The sequence below is a fragment of the Mucilaginibacter sp. CSA2-8R genome (assembly GCF_038806765.1).
Taxonomy (GTDB): Bacteria; Bacteroidota; Bacteroidia; order Sphingobacteriales; family Sphingobacteriaceae; genus Mucilaginibacter.
Genome location: NZ_CP152389.1, coordinates 2,854,326 through 2,872,069, shown reverse-complemented (window position 1 = coordinate 2,872,069; position 17,744 = coordinate 2,854,326). Strand labels below are relative to the sequence as shown.

Sequence of the window (17,744 nt, the reverse complement as noted above, 5' to 3'; positions counted from 1 at the left end):
CGGTTATTGATGATGCCTATTGGTGATATAAAACCAGTGCGTGTTTAACGCAACTTTGAGTATTAATTCTTCAGGATATGAATACTCAACAAACTGTAGTACCATCTGATTTTATACTGCCCGTAGGTCAAAACGTACAAAAAATTATTTTTATCACCTGTATTGCGTTTTGCCTTACACCTTGGGTAAGCCCTGCATTAACCTTGCTGGCCGGTATTGGGGTGGCGCAACTAACCGGGCACCCCTACATAGCGCTTAATCACAAAGCAACGCATTGGCTGCTGCAGCTATCGGTGATTGGTTTGGGCTTTGGCATGAATGCGCACAGTGCCCTGCAGGCCGGTAAACAAGGCTTTCTTTTTACAGTAGTTTCTATTTGCAGCACACTAACCTTCGGGTACTTTTTAGGCCGCTGGTTAAAGGTAGATGCTAAATCATCCTACCTTATCTCTGCCGGAACTGCCATTTGCGGCGGCAGCGCCATAGCAGCTATATCACCAGTTATACAGGCCGAAGAAAAGCAAATTTCGGTGGCCTTAGGTTGCGTTTTTATTTTAAATGCAGTTGCGTTATTTTTATTTCCGGTGGCTGGTCATTATTTTAATTTATCGCAAACGCAGTTTGGTTTATGGTGTGCCATTGCCATACATGATACCAGCTCGGTGGTTGGTGCGGCTGGCAAATACGGCAACCAGGCACTCGAGATAGCAACCACCGTTAAACTCGCCCGTGCCTTGTGGATCATTCCGGTGGCGTTAATATCTACGGCTTTATTTAAAAGCCCGTCTGCAAAAATTAAAATACCCTACTTTATTGGGTGGTTTGTGCTGGCTATGGTGGCCAATACGTACCTGCCTGCCGTAAAAATGGTAAGTCCTGTTTTTGTAGCCGGCGCCAAAGCCGGCTTAACGCTTACCTTATTTTTAATAGGTGCCGGTTTATCTCGCCGGGTGTTGGCAGCGGTAGGCGTTAAGCCATTGTTGCAGGGCGTGGCTTTGTGGGTTGCAATTTCGGTAGCGGCTCTGTACGCCGTTTTACATTGGGTATAAAGCCGCAGGTTCGAGGCGGTTAAGTTTGATAACATGCGATTAAAACGATAATTAACGTTCCGTTCCGGGTTAATTGCATAGGTGTAAATTTCTATATTGCTGCGTTAGCGATACGTATACGTGAAAATACAAGTAATCAGTGACCTGCATCAGGAGTTTGGTTTTAGAGAGTTATCATTTTCCGGCGCCGACCTAATTGTTTTTGCAGGCGACACTAACTTAGGCATAAAAGGTATTGAGTGGATAAAGGCGCGGATAAAAGATGTTCCGGTGATTTACATATTAGGTAACCACGAATATTACAAGGGCGCTTATCCTAAAACATTAAACAAAATCGTTGCCGCCGCCGAGGGTTCTAATATCCATGTGCTCGAGAATAAGTCACTGGTGATTGATGATATCACGTTTCATGGCGCCACGCTGTGGACCAATTTTGAACTTTTTGGTAATCCAAGAGTTAGCGGCAGTTTCTGTCAAGGTCAAATGAACGACTACCGGATGATTAGAAAGGAGCCTTCGTACTCAAAACTACGTTCGGTTGATACCTATAATATTCATCAAGCTTCGATGAAATGGCTGGAGCAAAGCCTGGCCGAATCATTAACCCCTTATAACATCGTCGTTACTCATCATGCGCCAAGCGCTCGGTCAATTCCTGATGTTTACCGGGATGATCTGGTCTCAGCAGCATACACTTCCAACCTCGAATATTTTATTACAAAGCATCAACCTGATTACTGGGTTCATGGCCATATTCATCAACCGTCCAGGTACACGATTGGCAAAACAGTGATCTTGTGTAATCCGCATGGCTACATACACGACCGTGATCTGGGCTTTGACCCCAAATTAATGATCGACGTGCCGGATGGGCTTAAAAACCGGTGTTAATGATTTCTACCCAACCAAGGCAGCTTCTTTTACCCTAAACTTTGCCGGTGAAATTTTGGTGTTCTTTTTAAAAAAATTATTAAAGTGCGCTGCATCTTCAAACCCAAGAGCGTAACCTACTTCGGCAACATTCCAGTCAGAATGCTTAAGCATAATTTTGGCCTCTGTTATTACCCGTTCGGCAACCAGTTTACTGGTGGTTTTGCCTGTGGTTGTTTTAACGGCATCGTTTAAATAGTTAACATGCAGATACAGGTGTTGTGCATAGTCCTTCGGCGATCGTAAATGCAGCCGTTCTTGTGGCGAAATAATAGGAAACTGCCGGTCGAGTAGGTCGGTGAACAGGTTAGTAATGCGCGATTTGGCATCGGGCGTTTGATAAAGATTTTCGGACGGATCGAGTTTTAATGCATAATATACAAGCTCGGTTACGTAGCTCAATAATAAATCCTGCTTATACTTAAAATCGCTGTTCATTTCGGCAACCATCTTTTTAAATATATCGGCCACAAATGTGCCTTGCTCGTTATTTAAAAGGTAGGAGGGCTTACCCGAGGCATTAAATACCGGCAATGTACCTAAGTTGCTACGCAGCTTTTCGGAAAAGAAAGCTTCTTTAAAAATGCAGAAATAGCCGGCTTGATTATCAGACAAGGGCTCCCATTTGTAAGGTGTTTGCGGATTAAAAAACAGGAGCGAAGTGCCATCTACCCGAACGGTTTTATCGGCATGATGAAACAGGTTTGCGCCGGTGCAGAGGCAAATTTTGTAAAAATCGCGGCGTGTATATTTAATGGCTACACGCCCGCCACTATGAATTACATCTTCCATCACGAAAACATTAAAATCTCCGATGCCTTGCTGGCGTACTACCGGCCGGTCAGAAAACTTGATCTCGTAAAAGTCTTCCAGGGTTTCTATCTCGTTCATAGCTGTTGGCGTTTGATTTATCAAATATACAACGCTAAACGTGTAGAAATAGGTGGTGTTTTGTATAACCTTTGTTTTTTGCAATGATTGCTTTGATGCGGGCAATTGAGCTGCTGTAGTGCTGCGGTACCTTTGTATCAGCAAATAAACATAACCATGAACACAGCAAATCAAAATCTTTCCATGCAAAACAAAGTAGTATTAATTAGCGGTGCCAGCAGCGGTATTGGCGAAGCTATAGCCCGGCATTTAGCTGCTAAGGGTGCCAGGGTGGTTTTGGGTGCGCGCCGCACCGACCGGCTCGAAATTATTAAACAGGATATAATTGCCAAAGGCGGAGCCGCCGCCGTATTTAGCCTCGATGTTACCGATGCCGAAAACTTTAAAGCTTTTGCAGCATTTGCGCTGCAAACGTTTGGCAGCGTTGATGTAATGGTGAACAATGCCGGTGTGATGCCTCTATCAATGCTCAATCAGTATAAAGTAAACGAGTGGCACCAAATGATAGACGTAAACATTAAAGGGGTATTGCATGGCATAGCCGCGGCATTACCGCACTTTGAAGCCAACAACAGCGGACAGTTTATTAACATTACCTCGGTAGGCGACCGGTGGGTAGGCCCAACCTCTTCGGTGTATAGCGCTACTAAATTTGCAGTGCGTGCCCTAAGCGATGGTTTACGCCAGGAGGTAAGCGACAAGATACGCGTGACCGTTGTAGCGCCAGGCGCAACTGAATCTGAACTGGCTAATGGCATTTCTGATCCGGAACTGAGAAAAGCTGCAGTAGAACAATTTCGATTGAACACGCTGCCTGCCGAAGCAATTGCTCGTGCCGCTGCATTTGCCATTGAGCAGCCCGAAGACGTAGATGTGAATGAACTGGTGGTGCGCCCAACTGCTCAAAAGTCTTTTTAGCTTTTTAGAGATAGCTTGATGATAATTAACGACGATTAAGCACGACCTGCTGTTGTTTAGTCAAAGTAAAGTCAATACTCAGCTTGTAAAAACCAAGCTGAGTATTATACGTATATTGTCGTAATCACCATACCATCGGTGAGGTAAATATATGGCAGATCAAGAAAAATATAACATCTTAACACCCGAAGAAGAAAGGGTAATTTTATACAAAGGGACGGAGCGGCCGTTTACAGGCGAATTGCTGAACAATAAAGCACAAGGACTTTATGTGTGCCGGCGTTGCGATGCACCTTTATACCGCAGCGAAGATAAGTTTGAATCGTTTTGCGGCTGGCCGAGCTTTGATGATGAGATACCAGGTGCCGTTAGGCGCGAAACTGATGACGACGGACGCCGGATAGAAATATTGTGTGCTAACTGCGGTGCACATTTAGGGCACGTATTTTTAGGCGAACGCTTTACTGCTAAAAATACCCGGCACTGTGTTAACTCCGTATCGATGAAGTTTGTACCCATTGCCGACGAAAAATAATAAGAGTTGTTGTTTTTAACCCTGCGTACAGCGATGTGCGCAGGGTTTTTAGTTTAATAGTGATATTTACGCGCCGTTTTTGTTTCTGCCGCTAAGCTGTATCTTTGCCGGAATCATGAGCAAGCCTAAAGAAGATTACTCGTTTTGGACCAAGTACAAGCAGTTTGCTGGTAACGAGATATTGCTGTACGTAATCATGATTGTCGGCATCATCCTCGGTATCGTGTTTTTTAGTTAATTTTTAATTAGCGCAATCTTGTAACTATCGGCATCAGCTACACGCTGGTAAAAATTTACTAAATCTTCATAAGCCGATTTTGCATAAGTACCGTCTTTTATTTCGAGCGTACGCTTATAAACTACCTGGTTTTTATCGTTAAGTGTTGCCGTGGCTGTAAAATTGCCAAACGGTTTATGCAGGCTCACCAAAAGTGGTGCACTGTCCAGTTTGTAACCCGACGGAATTTGGTATACGATTTCGTCTACATCGGTGTAACCTCTGTTAATATAAACATCAGTAGTGCGGTTACGTACTTCGCGCGGAACCGAAGTGTAACGGTTGGCCAGGTTAGCCATAAAAAACAATCGCCCTGATGACGAAGCCGCATAATCTCGTGCCGTAAACTGCATTTCTTCGTGGTTTACCGGTTGCTGCGTTTTAACGGGTTTCAGTAATAATTTGCCTATCTCCAGGTTGTTAATGGCGTAACGTTCTTGTGCCTTTTTAATCTCATCGCTGGTTTCGCCGGGTACATTAGGGCGGTTTTCGTATTGCCAACCCTCAAAGGTGGTGGCCATGCTGCCACTCAGTTCACCATCGTCTTTCAATGTCAGCATCGCTTTCCTTATCTGTTTACTGTCGGCCGTTCCGTATTTAGGGGTGTGCATCAACTTGCCGCCGTCGCCGGTACAGGCCAGCACCCAGCGGTCGTCGGTAAAATCGCCAAGGTAGCCAAAGGGGATGTCTTTGCTGGTGCACTCCATCCAGGTGGTGTCGCCTTTAAGCGGCAGGCATAAAATGATATGATTAGCTTGGGTCATGCTGGCAAAGTCGGGCAGTAAGCTTTTCTTCATGCTGCCTGCATTCACTACGCAATAATACGAATCAATGTTAACCGCCTTTAATAATGCCTGAGTGTAATTCACCAAACCTTTACAATCACCATAGCTTAATCTATCTACATCAGCTGCCGAAAAAGGCTGATAACCGCCAATGCCCACCTGTATACTTACGTACCTGCTTTTGCGCTGCATGTACTCGTAAATGGCTTTTGCTTTCAGCTTTGCCTCTTTAATAGTGTCGGTAAGGCTGTGCATATCGGCAATGGTGGCCGGTGGCAGGGTGGTGCGGCCGGTAAGCAATTTATCGTAAATCCATTTGCCTAAATCATTCCAGTTGGTAAACGAACCGCTGTAGCCTTCGTACATAAATTTTTCGGGCACAATTTTTACTACGGTTTCGTAAGTATCAGGGCGTGGGCTGTAAGGTTCGTTTCGCTGAGCAGTGAGATTCTTAGCTTCCCACGTATACACTTTCTGACCGGCCGGCCCTGCGCTGATGTCTGCCTTGCCCGCATAGTTCATTTCTTTATAACGGATGGCAAAATCTGCCGGGCAGATAAATTTGTAAACGCTATGTTGTACGGCGGTTCCGGTACTGCCATTAGGGTTCCAGTCTTCAAAGTTTAACGTTTGGCGCGACTGCACCTCATACTCATACTCTAACGTGTACGGGTAGGTCATCACCGATGGTTTGTAATGCTTAAGGCGGGTATCTACAAACATCGAAAAACCATCTGCCGCGCTAAAATCTAAAAAGTTTTTCTCCGAAAATTTGTCAACCTGTTTGCCGTATTCGTCATAAATTATGCCCTTAATGTATTTAATCCGCCGTCCTTTATCGTGCCATACTACCATGTCAGTATTGTCTTCACCATTTTTATTAAGAATAGTAACCGCCACTTTGTAATGATTGACCGTTGTATTGACGTCTTTAACCTCGGTCACTGTTTCCATGTTGCGCACCACGGCGCTGGCATACGGCAACAGGTTTTTAGGAATATCGGCAACGGGGTAAAAGTTTTGGGCGGCTGCACCTAACCAAGCCAGGTTAAGGCAAGCCAGCAAAAAAATGCGGATCATGATTTTTTCTTCAGGATAATGTCTGACTTTTCTGCTTGTATTACCTTGTTAAATAACTCTTTAAGGTAAGGGTACTCTTCAGGGTAATAAATGGGCTTGCTTAGTCGTATAACGTGCGAAAATGTAAAAGCATCATCGCGCGGTGCAAACTCGGTGATAAACTCGCCGCCCTGGTTAGGCAGTGCCATACCAAGAGAGGTTGGTGGTGTTTCGACGGTATATCCTTGGGGCAAGTGCAATGTTAGAATAACCCGGGTATCGGTAGCGGCACCCCAATCAACTGGATAACTGCGTTCTGCCAGTTTAAACGGGTTTTCGGTGATGTTATTAAAAAGGAAGGGGTTAAATGCTACGCGGCCTCCATTTACACCGTCGTAATAATCCAACTCAACGTTGTATACTTCCATTAATGCCTTGTCCAGCGTATCCAGATTTTTAATTTCCGATTTTAAGAATTTCACCTTTGGCAACTTTTCATCCCGATCCTCTACATACTCTTCAATGCTGTTAAATTTCTTGATGCCGCGGCGTTTGCGCAAAGCCTCATAGCCCGACGAAATTTCGGTAAGCGTACCCGTTAACTTACCCGAGGTTTGCAGTGTAAGATCAAGCAGCATAGTCTTACTCCACTTTTGCACGGTAGTCAGATCAATCCAGTACGACGGTTTATTCAGGCTCATCACTCGTCCCTGGTCATTTAAACAATGCTCGGGCAGTAAACCAAAAGGTAACATGGCATCGGTAGCATCCAGCAGGTAGGTTTGGTCGCCTATGTTGGCCTTGGCTATCACATAATTAAAATCGCTTACCACCGGATACAGTTTATTAATAAGGCCGTGGGCACGTGTAGACAACAGCACAGCCTCGGCGTTAATACCAGCAGCATTGAGCGCCACTACCAGACCCAGGTTAATATCGGCTACACTGCCACTGTGGGTATCAAACATTTTGCGAATGCCATTGTCAGAATAAATGCCAATGAATTCGTTGTGCTTTACCGAGTGTTGTATAAAGGCGTAGATTGCTTGCGCCTTAGCCAAATCGTTAGTTAATCCGGCAATAACGGGCGTAATTTTTTCTTTAAGCAGGCTGGTTTTTTTTAATTGGCTGCCAAACTCATCGCTTTGCTTCAGGCTGCGGTCAACATCTGCCCAAGTCTGCGTCTTTACATGCTTGGTGCCGTCATAAGGGTCAACGTAGTCGTTAAGTTCGAAGTTGATGGCCGATATAAAGTTTTTTGGCGCCGTCATGTGGTCTTCCTCAATAAAGGCCGGTATATCACTTATGGCATATACCAGTTTTGAGCAGTCACATTTGTTACCTCTAACATTAAAGCATTCTCTATCAATCTCGCCAACATTTTTAGTCAGTTTTAAATTCCCCCTCAATGACGCTTTAAAATTAAAATACGCTGGTATACGGGCTTCATACTCCGAATAAAGCTTAGGAATTTCGCTCTGAAAATCCCAGTCCTTAAACTGCAGGCTGTAAGGCGACTGCAGGGTGTATTTATATTCAATTATGCAGCCATTGCGCAGATTAGGCATGGCAAATTTAACGTGGCTCCAGTACTTATTGGTGTTTTCGGTAATTACCTTTTTTGCGTCGAGAGGAGTTTGCTGTGCATTACCCTGCTCATCAGTATAGTATGTGATGCCCTCAATCTCCCTTACCTCTTCAAAACTGTTATTATCAGATTTATAGATAGGAATGCTGACATTACCTTCTTTAAACCCCTTAGCGTTAAAAATTTTGATTTTTACGTGGTATTCATGTATCAAAGGTAAACCATCGTTACTGCTGATCCATGTTTTGCCATACTCGTTCAGCACCAGTGCGTTTGCTGTAACATCCTTGGCATAATTGCTCATTTTAAGCTGTTCGTGGCTAAACTGGCCGTATGGAAAATTGTCGGCGAGGGCAGGGGCAGCATGAAGTGCCAGGCTGCACCATAAAGAGAGTAAAATTTTTTTCATGTATGAAAAAGGTTAGGACGGCAGTTAGCACTACCGCGTGGATAAATATAAAAAACTTTCTGACAAAAGATTTAAACGATAATTACGACCTTTGTAAAAACGTCCCGCTAATGAAATTAAACTTAAAACGTCCGCTCGCTTTCTTTGACCTGGAAACTACCGGAACTAATCTGGCTATCGACCGCATCATAGAAATTGCCGTTATTAAGCTGTTACCCGATGGTACTGAGCAAACCCAAAGATGGGTAGTGAACCCGGGAATGCCTATACCACTCGAGACATCGCTGATTCATGGCTTTTACGACGAGGATGTAAAAGAGTTGCAATTGTTTAGCGCTGTTGGTACCGAGGTTGCAGAATTTTTAACTGATTGTGACCTGGCCGGTTATAACTCCAACAAGTTTGACATCCCAATGCTGATGGAGGAATTTTTGCGCGCCGGTATTGCCTTTGATTTAAGCGGACGCCATTTTGTGGATGTGCAGAACATTTTTCACCAGATGGAGCAGCGTACCCTTAAAGCAGCCTACCAATTTTATTGCCAAAAAGACATTGAGAATGCCCACTCGGCCGAGGCAGATACCCGTGCAACCATGGAAGTACTGTTTGCGCAGGTAGAAAAATATAAGGAAACCGAGTTTATTGATAAAAAAGGAAACCGTACCGTACCTGTGCAAAATGAGGTGGCGGCTCTGCATGAATTTACCAATATGCAGCGCGCGGTTGATTTTGTAGGCCGTATGGTGTACAACGAGGCTGGCGAAGAAGTATTTAACTTTGGCAAGCATAAAGGCAAGCGGGTAGAGGATGTGTTTGATGTTGAGCCAAGCTACTATGCCTGGATCATGAATGGCGACTTTTCACTTTACACCAAGCAAAAAGCTAAAGAAATTTATCAGCGCTGGAACCAAAATAAAGCTACCCGCCCGGCGGCCAATAAGCCGGCACCAGCACCAGGCGGTGAGCAGGGAGCACCCAAAAAACAAACATTCCAAAAGCCATTTAATAAACCCCAACAGCAGCAGCGTAACAAGCCGCAGCAGCCACAGGGAGGCGATCAGCAAAAGCCCTACCGCAAGCCCGAAGAGCCCGCCCAGCCGGTAAACGAAGACATGCTGCAAATGCTGGCGAATAAGTTTAAGAAAAGTTAGGGTTTAGGAAAGTAGTTGATAGGCTGTTTGGTTAACTTGTTTATTAGTTAACTGGTATATTATTGATTAGTGAAATGCTAAAATAAAGGTAACTGCTTTAGAAACAAGAAACATTCAACTACTCAACCAACAAACTAATCTCCACCAATTAAATAGGAATTATTCTAAATAGAGGGCCTCAATTTAAGGCAGAAATAGTAAGTTTGCAACAAACGCAAATCTGTGTTGCCATTGAGCACTTACATCATCTATATCATTGTAGCCATTGGGCTGTTTGCCTTTGCCGCGCTGTTTGCCCTGTTTGGGGTATACGCCGAGCGTAAGGTGTCGGCCTTTATACAAGACCGTTTGGGGCCTACCGAAACGGGCAAGTTTGGCCTGCTGCAAACCTTGGCTGATGCGCTTAAACTGCTGCAAAAAGAATCAATCATTCCGCAGGCAGCCGATAAGGTGATGTTCATCCTGGCGCCGGTCATTATTTTTGTATCGGTTTATATGGGCTTTGCCTGCATGCCCTGGGCACCGGGCGTGGTACCTTCTAAAATTAGCATTGGTTTATATTATGTATTCGCCATTGTATCTATCGAAACGTTGGGTATACTTATGGCCGGATGGGGCTCAAATAATAAGTACTCTATTTTGGGTGCCATGCGGTCGGCTGCACAAATTATATCTTACGAAATTCCGGCAGGCTTTGCCCTCATAGCGGTGGTGATGATATCCCGCACGCTCGATTTGCAGCAAATTGCCTTGCAACAAGGCGTATTGACCACCGAAACTGCTAAATTTTTTGGATTGATTGATGTAACGCACATAGGCGGGTTGCTAAGCTGGAATATTTTTCAGGCCCCGCATTTGATGGTGGCGTTTGTAATTTACTTTATATCGTCACTTGCCGAAAGTAACCGTGCACCCTTCGATATTCCGGAAGCGGAATCGGAACTGGTGGCCGGATTTCATACGGAGCTGGGGGGGATGAACTTTGGTTTTGTATTTTTGGCCGAGTATTCGATGATGTTTTTAGTATCGATGGTAGCCGTTATCCTGTTTTTAGGGGCATGGAACACGCCGCTGCCAAATATTGGTGCTGTAAAACTGGCCGACTGGACGACAGGCATTGTTTGGGGCATTATGTGGACGTTTGTTAAAACATTGCTGTTAATCGGCGTTCAGATTTGGATACGCTGGACCTTACCACGGTTGCGGGTAGATAAACTGATGGATTTATGCTGGAAGGTACTTACGCCACTGGCATTTTTATGCATGATAATATCGGGTGTGTGGCGTTTATGGGTGATGTAGTGCATCGTTTGTTAAGCGAGTGAGGATCAGAAAATAATTAAAGGTATTGCCGTTTATTTTGCGGCTTTCAGATAAGATAAAATTGTTATTAAAAAGTACATATAAAGGTTTTGTAACAGCTTGCCAGGGCATGCTGCTTACGCTGCGCCATTTTTTTGGCGGTAAGCGTAAACGCGAAATTTTGCCTGTAAAAGCCGACAATTACTTTGAAAGTATAGAGAACGGCACCAACACCATACAGTACCCAAAACAGAAACTGCCTGTACCCGAAGTTGGTCGTTACCAGTTAGAGGTAGAAATTGACGATTGTATTGTGTGCGATTTGTGCGCCAAGATATGCCCGGTAGACTGTATCGATATCGAATCAATTAAAGCCACGCAGGCCATCGGACAAACATCTGACGGCTCAACAAAAAGGCTGTATGCGGCTAAGTTTGATATTGACATGGCCAAGTGCCTGTATTGTGGCTTGTGCACCGTGGTGTGCCCAACCGAGTGCATTACCATGACTAACCAGTACGACCGCACGGTATACCAATTAGGCGATCTGACTTATCATTTTTCGGATATGAGCCCCGAGCTGGTAGCCGAGAAAAAAGAAGAGTTTGACAAACAGCAAGCCGAACGCTTGGCGGCCAAACAAGCAGCTCTGAGAAGTAAGGAGGGCGGCGCATGAGTTTAACTACCATGATGTTTTACTTAATGGCTTTAATTGCTATTGGGTCAGCATTATATGTAGCAGCCAGTAAAAACCTGGTGCGTTCTGTATTTATGTTTTTTGCTACGTTGTTTGCCATAGCCGGGTTATATGTATTATCGCTGGCTGATTTTGTTGCTGTAACACAAGTAGTGGTGTATGTGGGCGGTATATTGGTGCTCATCTTATTTGCTTTTATGTTATCCGGCCGCGAGTCGCTTGCAGTTTTGGCGCAGCAAACCAACCGGCTCATTGCTGTTAATAAGTTACCAGCCATGCTGGTGGCACTGGCTTTTTTTTGCCTGTTAGCTTACGTGTTTTTGCACGCCCGTATTGATGATGCGCCATGGCTGCAGGAAGCTGCCATCAACCAAAATATTATTACGCCGCAGGATGTCACCATCAATCACTTAGGTGTAAACCTGATGACGACCTACCTGCTCCCGTTTGAGGTAATTTCTATTTTGCTGTTAATGGCCCTGGTAGGGGCAGCCCATTTGTCCAGAAAGGAAGCCGAAGCATGATTACGCTTACCCATTACCTGATAGTTAGCGCAGCACTATTCAGCATCGGCTTATACGTTATTTTATCAAAGCCAAACGCTATACAAATACTGATTGGTATCGAGTTGATGCTTAACGCCGCCATTTTAAACCTGGTGGCTTTTGGCAAGTTTGATAAGATTAAAAACGGCGGCCAAAGCTTTGCACTGTTTGCCATTGTGCTGGCGGCAGCCTCAACCGCGGTAGCACTGGCCATTGTGCTCAACGTGTATCGGCGCTATAAAACTATTGATCCCGGAAAAATTAACCAGTTAAAAGATTGAGTTGACTTCTACCACGCCACATATTGACTCTGTAGTTGTAACCTGCACCTTGCTGGCTGCCGGGCTGCCTTTGGCGGCATCTGCCGTTAACTTTTTACTGCCGGGTAAAACAGGCAAGGCATCTGGCTTGCTTTCGGTACTGGCTATTTTAAGTAGCCTTGTTCTGGCGGGTTTCGTATTTAGCAAGGTGTGGAATGCAGGGGAGTGGTCGGTGCAAAAAGAGTGGTTCACTATTGGCCGTACTACGGTATATGGTGGTTTGCTGTTTAACAATCTTTCGGTACTCATGCTGTTGCTGGTGTCGGCTATTGCTTTGCCGGTGCACATCTATTCGACGGCTTACATCGAGGCAGCCGAGCAAAACCGATATTTTACTTATCTAAGCTTTTTCTGTTTCAGCATGCTGGCCTTGGTGGTGGTTAATAACCTCATTATGCTGTACGCCTTTTGGGAGTTGGTGGGCTTTTCGTCATACCTGCTTATCGGCTTTTGGTTTACCCGCGATGGCGCCGTAATGGCCAACAAAAAAGCCTTCATCATGAACCGCATCGGTGATATTGGCTTACTCAGTGCCATCATTATTCTCTTTGTACAATATAACACATTCGATCTCGCAGCGCTTTTTGGGCATAACGGTCTGGTATTTAATTCTGCCATTCGCAACGGTATTTGGGTGGCATCCGCTCACCAATTGCCTGCGGTGTGGCAATATGTTGCTTTTGTTGGTGTGTTTCTGGCAGTGGCGGCTAAGTCGGCCCAGTTCCCGCTCCATACCTGGCTGCCCGATGCCATGGAAGGTCCGACCTCAGTATCAGCCTTAATTCACGCAGCCACCATGGTAGCTGCCGGCGTGTTTTTACTGGGCCGGGTATACCCGTTATTCAACGCTACTGAGCTGGATGTACTGGCTTTTGTGGGATGCTTTACGGCCTTTATGGCGGCAACCATCGCTCTCACCCAGAACGACTTAAAGCGCATACTGGCTTATTCTACCATTTCGCAGTTGGGCTACATGATTATGGCTATGGGCATTGATGCTTATGCATCGTCGCTTTTCCACCTGGTTACTCATGCTTTTTTTAAATGCCTGTTGTTTTTGTGCGCCGGTGTTATCATCCACGAAGTGCAGCACATCAAGGATGAGCACCAGTTAGATATCGATCCGCAAAATATTTTATACATGGGCGGCCTGCGCAAAAAAATGCCGGTAACTTTTATAGCTACAGTAATTGGCTGCCTGGCCCTGGTAGGTTTACCTTTTACTTCGGGTTATTTATCAAAAGACGGTATATTGATCCAGGCCTTTGAATGGGCCGAAGCGCGGGCCTGGTATTACGAAACTTTGCCGGTAGGCATCATGCTTACCAGCAGTTTAACTGCCTTTTACGTAGCCCGCTTAATATTTAAAGTGTTTTTTGGTGAATTTAAACTGAAAGAAATATTACCGGATATTCACCTGCACATTAGCGACGGCAGCTGGGCGTTCCGCTTGCCGCTCGTTCTGCTGGCACTATGTTCGTTATTCCCATTATTTTCGTGGCATCCGTTTTTATACGAACACGCCTGGTTATTTAAAGGCTTTTTGCCTGTCAACTACCTGGCCCGCGATAACATATATCACACTATTATACCGGTTCTGATTCTTGTAGTGAGCGTTTTTGTTATGTATTGGGCTTATGCCGTTTATATTCAGCAACGTAAACTGGTTTTCTCTCAAAAAAGCTTTCTGTTTAGGTTGTCATATCACCACTGGTATATCGACACTTTTTACCAGCAGGTTATTGTTAAAGCTGTAACGGCTCTAAGTAAAGCCTTATTTTGGTTTGACCGCCAAATCATCGACGGATTTATACACCAGCTAACCAAAGCAGGTAAACTACTGGCTGGCTTAAGTGCCTGGGCCGACCGCTATTTAATTGATGGCTTTTTATTACTGCTTACACAGGTAGTTAAGGGTATCGGTAGTTTCTTCCGCAGCTTTCAGGGCGGTAAGGTGCAGTACTACCTTTACAGCATGCTGGTTTTGATGCTCACCCTGTTTATTATTAAATTACTGATCTGAACCTGATGAACATACTTACGCTCTTCATATTTATACCTGCTCTTTTTGGATTGCTCATACTGGTATTGCCCGACAACCTCAAGCAAACCTTTAAGTATATCACGCTTACGGCTACGTTAATACAGCTGGCATTAAGCATCTATTTGTACCTGAATTTTAAAACTGGGGCTACGTTTGCAGGGATCGACCAGGAACAACAATTTCAGTTTGTACAAAAGGTGCCCTGGATAAGTTTGAATTTGGGCAACGCCGGGCGCATGCAGGTAGATTATTTTGTTGGCATTGATGGCATATCAGTGTTGATGCTGGTGATGACGGCCGTGGTTATGGTGATTGCCGTGCTGGCCTCGTGGGAGATAAAGCAAAATCTGAAAGGCTTTTTTGTACTCTTTTTAATGCTGGACATGGCCGTAGCCGGTGTGTTTTGTGCGCTTGATTTCTTTTTGTTTTACCTGTTTTATGAACTGATGCTTTTGCCCCTGTACTTTTTGATTGGTATGTGGGGAGGGGTGAGGCGCGAGTATGCGGCTATTAAGTTCTTTTTGTATACACTGTTTGGCTCGGTGTTTATGCTGCTGATTATGGTAGGTCTGTATTTATCAGTAACCGACCCTGCCACCGGCAACCATACGTTTAATCTTATCAGCATGATGAACCCGGCCAACTATACCGATGGTTCGGTGTTCTCGCTGGCAAGTCATCAAACGCTGTTTGGCGTACCGGCAAGGGTGCTGGGCTTTGTGGTTATATTTATTGCTTTTGCTATTAAAGTACCGGTAGTGCCGTTGCATACTTGGCTGCCCGATGCACACGTAGAGGCGCCTACACCGGTATCTATCATATTGGCTGGTGTATTGCTTAAAGTGGGGGGCTATGGCATTATCCGTATTTGTATGGGCATATTCCCCGAGGTGGCCGTATTAAGTGCGTTTTGGATTGGCTTGCTTGGCGTAATCTCCATTATTTACGGAGCGCTTAATGCGCTGGCACAGCCCGATTTGAAACGATTGATCGCTTATTCGTCGGTTTCGCACATGGGGTTTGTGCTGCTGGGCTTAGCCTCGTTAACTGCCGAAGGCGTTAGTGGTGCCATGATGCAAATGGTGAGTCACGGGTTTTTATCATCAATGTTGTTCTTTTTGGTCGGTATCATTTACGACCGGGTGCACGACCGCGATATTTATAATTTCCGCGGGTTGGCCACTACTATGCCGCAGTATACCACCTTTGTGATGATTGCCTTTTTTGCATCCCTTGGATTGCCTGGCTTCTCAGCTTTTGTGGCTGAGGCCTTTACGCTGGCAGGCACATTCAGATCTGACCTTGTACCGCATTGGATGGCTGTGTGTGGCTCGGTCGGCATATTACTAAGCGCTGCCTACTTTTTGTGGACCCTGCAACGTATGTTTTTTGGCAAAGAATTACTCAAAGGTGGTGATAGCTGGAAACAGGCACTTACCGGGTTAAAGGTGCGCGAAAGACTGGCCTTGTTCCCGTTGGCTGCTTTGACCCTGGCCTTAGGTGTGATGCCCTCATTGGTATTTGGTAAAATAAATGATTCAGTGCTGGCATTAATTGAGTTTACTAAACACATGGTTCGTTAAGCTATGCCGCAATTATTGCCTATATCAGACCAGCTTAATAACGTCATTGATAGTTTAAGCATGTTCCGTCCGGAACTATGCCTCAGTGTGCTGTTTTTGCTGGTAATGGCTTGTGATTTAGTTTATGCAAGCAATCGCGGTCGCGCCAGCCGGATGCTCACCTGCGCTGGTTTTTTATTAGTGCTGGTAGCCAATTGGGGCGAGTATATCGAAACGGATGACCATGTGCTGTTTTTATTTAACAGCAACCTGATTTTGCATCACAGCAACATTGTGCTTAAAATGATTATTGATGCTGCCGCGTTTGCCGTTGTACTATTTTTCCCGTGGGATGATCAGCTTCGCAAGCATGGCAAAGGTTTGGGCGATGCTTATACCATTATTACCGCATCGGTTTTAGGTTTGCACCTCATGGTGATGTCTGGCACCTTGCTCACCATCTTTATATCGGTAGAAATGGTTTCTATCGCCTCATATCTCCTGGTAGCCTACCGTACCGAAAGCGGCTTTAGTGCAGAGGCCGGCTTAAAATATGTCTTATTTGGTATGGCGGCATCAGCCGTGATGTTATATGGTATCTCCTTGTTTTACGGCCTGAGCGGCACGCTTAATTTATTTGACGGTAATCTAATTACCTATTTGCAACAGGCCGACACGGCCATGGTAACGCTGGCTGTCGTTTTAATTTTGGCGGGCATTGGCTTTAAATTATCGGTAGTGCCATTACACTTCTGGGTACCCGATGTTTATCAGGGCGCAGCCACACCGGTTACCGCTTACCTGTCTACTTTACCTAAAATTGCAGGTTTTGGATTATTAGTTACCTTTTTAACGCCTTTTATAGCCAATCTGGCCTGGAACAAGGTTGACTTTATTACGCTATTATCGGTAGCAGGCATCGTTACCATGGTAGCAGGCAACTTCGCTGCAGTATGGCAGCAAAACGTAAAGCGACTGCTGGCTTACTCGGGTATAGGCCACACTGGCTTTGCGCTTATGGCGGTAGTTACATTTAGTGCGCAAGGCATTAAGGCTTTAAACTTTTACCTGGCTGCATATGCTGTGGCTAATTTAGGTGCATTGATGCTGGCCGGTTATTTTGCTAACACCATGAAGGCCGAAAGCCTTGATGAGTATAAAGGCTTAGGTTTTAAGTACCCGGTGGCATCAGTTTGTTTCGTAATATTACTCATATCACTTACCGGTATACCGGTTTCGGCAGGTTTTAATGCTAAGGTCATTGTGTTTTCGGCCGTTTATGAAGTTTATCAGCAAGGGCATAACGTTATGCTTCTGGCCTTATTGGTAACAGGCGCTGTCACTACTGTTGTATCACTGTTTTATTATATCAAAATCCCCTTATACTTGTTTCTTAAAAATCAGGAATCTGAAGGCCGGGAGTATCCCTCGCACAAAAAAATATTGGTAACCATAGTTGTGTTATCGGCCATTGTTGTGCTGTTAGGAATATTCCCCGATTTGCTTGCTAACCTGATGTAGAGTTTTCTTATACTTTATCTACTCAACGTGCACTGCAATTTAAATAACGAAAATACGCGATTTTAAGGTCAGAAAAAGTGAGAGACTAACCTGTTTTTTATCACTTTAAGGGTTACTCACCTCATGTGTTAAATAAGCGCTTTACTAATAATCAGCTAACA

At 44.8% G+C, this 17,744-nt stretch carries 16 protein-coding genes; 13 read left to right on the top strand and 3 right to left on the bottom strand.

Going from position 1 to position 17,744, the window contains the following annotated elements:
* Positions 1–77 precede the first annotated feature (77 nt).
* Together AAGR14_RS12050 and AAGR14_RS12045 are read left to right on the top strand one after the other, a co-directional pair.
* Positions 78–1,049 (top strand): putative sulfate exporter family transporter, encoded by a 972-nt coding sequence (locus tag AAGR14_RS12050; protein WP_342644465.1) that lies wholly within the window; start codon positions 78–80, stop codon positions 1,047–1,049.
* 120 nt (positions 1,050–1,169) lie between these two features.
* Entirely contained in the window at positions 1,170–1,940 is a 771-nt protein-coding gene (locus tag AAGR14_RS12045; RefSeq protein ID WP_342644464.1) for a metallophosphoesterase, read from the top strand.
* Positions 1,941–1,946: 6 nt separating this feature from the next.
* Here the strand turns inward: AAGR14_RS12045 and AAGR14_RS12040 are convergent, their stop codons facing one another.
* Complete coding sequence (locus AAGR14_RS12040; protein WP_342644463.1) at positions 1,947–2,870, bottom strand: helix-turn-helix domain-containing protein; 924 nt, start codon at positions 2,868–2,870, stop codon at positions 1,947–1,949.
* Positions 2,871–3,026: 156 nt separating this feature from the next.
* Between AAGR14_RS12040 and AAGR14_RS12035 the strand changes: the two genes are divergently transcribed.
* The 3 genes from AAGR14_RS12035 to AAGR14_RS12025 all read left to right on the top strand — a co-directional run bounded on the left by AAGR14_RS12035 (position 3,027) and on the right by AAGR14_RS12025 (position 4,561).
* Entirely contained in the window at positions 3,027–3,788 is a 762-nt protein-coding gene (locus AAGR14_RS12035; protein WP_342644462.1) for an SDR family oxidoreductase, read from the top strand.
* 151 nt (positions 3,789–3,939) lie between these two features.
* On the top strand, positions 3,940–4,323 hold the full coding sequence (locus AAGR14_RS12030; protein ID WP_342644461.1) for a methionine-R-sulfoxide reductase: 384 nt from the start codon (positions 3,940–3,942) through the stop codon (positions 4,321–4,323).
* A gap of 115 nt (positions 4,324–4,438) precedes the next feature.
* Positions 4,439–4,561 (top strand): hypothetical protein, encoded by a 123-nt coding sequence (locus tag AAGR14_RS12025; protein WP_342644460.1) that lies wholly within the window; start codon positions 4,439–4,441, stop codon positions 4,559–4,561.
* Here AAGR14_RS12025 and AAGR14_RS12020 read toward each other — a convergent pair.
* A complete protein-coding gene (locus AAGR14_RS12020; RefSeq protein WP_342644459.1) occupies positions 4,558–6,465 on the bottom strand; it encodes a DUF3857 domain-containing protein in 1,908 nt (635 codons plus the stop codon). The two genes, AAGR14_RS12025 and AAGR14_RS12020, sit on opposite strands and share 4 nt — an antisense overlap.
* On the bottom strand, positions 6,462–8,441 hold the full coding sequence (locus AAGR14_RS12015) for a DUF3857 domain-containing protein (protein ID WP_342644458.1): 1,980 nt from the start codon (positions 8,439–8,441) through the stop codon (positions 6,462–6,464). The genes AAGR14_RS12020 and AAGR14_RS12015 overlap by 4 nt, the downstream gene beginning before the upstream one ends.
* Before the next feature lie 110 nt (positions 8,442–8,551).
* Here AAGR14_RS12015 and AAGR14_RS12010 point away from each other — a divergent pair, with 110 nt between their 5' ends.
* The 8 genes from AAGR14_RS12010 (at position 8,552) to AAGR14_RS11975 (ending at position 17,583) form a co-directional block, all read left to right on the top strand.
* Positions 8,552–9,592, top strand: coding sequence for an exonuclease domain-containing protein (locus AAGR14_RS12010; RefSeq protein ID WP_342644457.1), 1,041 nt, complete (start codon positions 8,552–8,554; stop codon positions 9,590–9,592).
* A 231-nt stretch (positions 9,593–9,823) separates the two neighbouring features.
* On the top strand, positions 9,824–10,894 hold the full coding sequence (gene nuoH, locus AAGR14_RS12005; RefSeq protein ID WP_342648697.1) for an NADH-quinone oxidoreductase subunit NuoH: 1,071 nt from the start codon (positions 9,824–9,826) through the stop codon (positions 10,892–10,894).
* 130 nt (positions 10,895–11,024) lie between these two features.
* Entirely contained in the window at positions 11,025–11,570 is a 546-nt protein-coding gene (locus AAGR14_RS12000; protein WP_342644456.1) for a 4Fe-4S binding protein, read from the top strand.
* On the top strand, positions 11,567–12,115 hold the full coding sequence (locus AAGR14_RS11995; RefSeq protein ID WP_342644455.1) for an NADH-quinone oxidoreductase subunit J: 549 nt from the start codon (positions 11,567–11,569) through the stop codon (positions 12,113–12,115). The genes AAGR14_RS12000 and AAGR14_RS11995 overlap by 4 nt, the downstream gene beginning before the upstream one ends.
* Complete coding sequence (nuoK, locus tag AAGR14_RS11990) at positions 12,112–12,417, top strand: NADH-quinone oxidoreductase subunit NuoK (protein WP_342644454.1); 306 nt, start codon at positions 12,112–12,114, stop codon at positions 12,415–12,417. Before AAGR14_RS11995 ends, nuoK begins: the two co-directional genes overlap by 4 nt.
* Before the next feature lies 1 nt (position 12,418).
* On the top strand, positions 12,419–14,479 hold the full coding sequence (locus AAGR14_RS11985) for an NADH-quinone oxidoreductase subunit L (protein ID WP_342644453.1): 2,061 nt from the start codon (positions 12,419–12,421) through the stop codon (positions 14,477–14,479).
* A 5-nt stretch (positions 14,480–14,484) separates the two neighbouring features.
* The gene (locus AAGR14_RS11980) at positions 14,485–16,083 is read left to right on the top strand and encodes an NADH-quinone oxidoreductase subunit M (protein ID WP_342644452.1); all 1,599 of its coding nucleotides are present in this window, start codon (positions 14,485–14,487) and stop codon (positions 16,081–16,083) included.
* 3 nt (positions 16,084–16,086) lie between these two features.
* Complete coding sequence (locus AAGR14_RS11975; protein ID WP_342644451.1) at positions 16,087–17,583, top strand: NADH-quinone oxidoreductase subunit N; 1,497 nt, start codon at positions 16,087–16,089, stop codon at positions 17,581–17,583.
* The last annotated feature ends 161 nt before the right edge of the window (positions 17,584–17,744 follow it).

What these genes read in the sequence shown, in the direction of transcription:
- AAGR14_RS12025 (WP_342644460.1), top strand. Translation starts at nt 4,439, where the DNA reads ATGAGCAAGCCTAAAGAAGATTACTCGTTTTGGACCAAGTACAAGCAG.
- AAGR14_RS12015 (WP_342644458.1), bottom strand. Translation starts at nt 8,441, where the DNA reads ATGAAAAAAATTTTACTCTCTTTATGGTGCAGCCTGGCACTTCATGCT.
- AAGR14_RS11995 (WP_342644455.1), top strand. Translation starts at nt 11,567, where the DNA reads ATGAGTTTAACTACCATGATGTTTTACTTAATGGCTTTAATTGCTATT.
- AAGR14_RS12050 (WP_342644465.1), top strand. Translation starts at nt 78, where the DNA reads ATGAATACTCAACAAACTGTAGTACCATCTGATTTTATACTGCCCGTA.
- AAGR14_RS12000 (WP_342644456.1), top strand. Translation starts at nt 11,025, where the DNA reads ATGCTGCTTACGCTGCGCCATTTTTTTGGCGGTAAGCGTAAACGCGAA.
- AAGR14_RS11980 (WP_342644452.1), top strand. Translation starts at nt 14,485, where the DNA reads ATGAACATACTTACGCTCTTCATATTTATACCTGCTCTTTTTGGATTG.
- AAGR14_RS12035 (WP_342644462.1), top strand. Translation starts at nt 3,027, where the DNA reads ATGAACACAGCAAATCAAAATCTTTCCATGCAAAACAAAGTAGTATTA.
- AAGR14_RS12030 (WP_342644461.1), top strand. Translation starts at nt 3,940, where the DNA reads ATGGCAGATCAAGAAAAATATAACATCTTAACACCCGAAGAAGAAAGG.
- AAGR14_RS12020 (WP_342644459.1), bottom strand. Translation starts at nt 6,465, where the DNA reads ATGATCCGCATTTTTTTGCTGGCTTGCCTTAACCTGGCTTGGTTAGGT.
- AAGR14_RS11975 (WP_342644451.1), top strand. Translation starts at nt 16,087, where the DNA reads ATGCCGCAATTATTGCCTATATCAGACCAGCTTAATAACGTCATTGAT.
- AAGR14_RS12040 (WP_342644463.1), bottom strand. Translation starts at nt 2,870, where the DNA reads ATGAACGAGATAGAAACCCTGGAAGACTTTTACGAGATCAAGTTTTCT.
- nuoK (WP_342644454.1), top strand. Translation starts at nt 12,112, where the DNA reads ATGATTACGCTTACCCATTACCTGATAGTTAGCGCAGCACTATTCAGC.
- AAGR14_RS12010 (WP_342644457.1), top strand. Translation starts at nt 8,552, where the DNA reads ATGAAATTAAACTTAAAACGTCCGCTCGCTTTCTTTGACCTGGAAACT.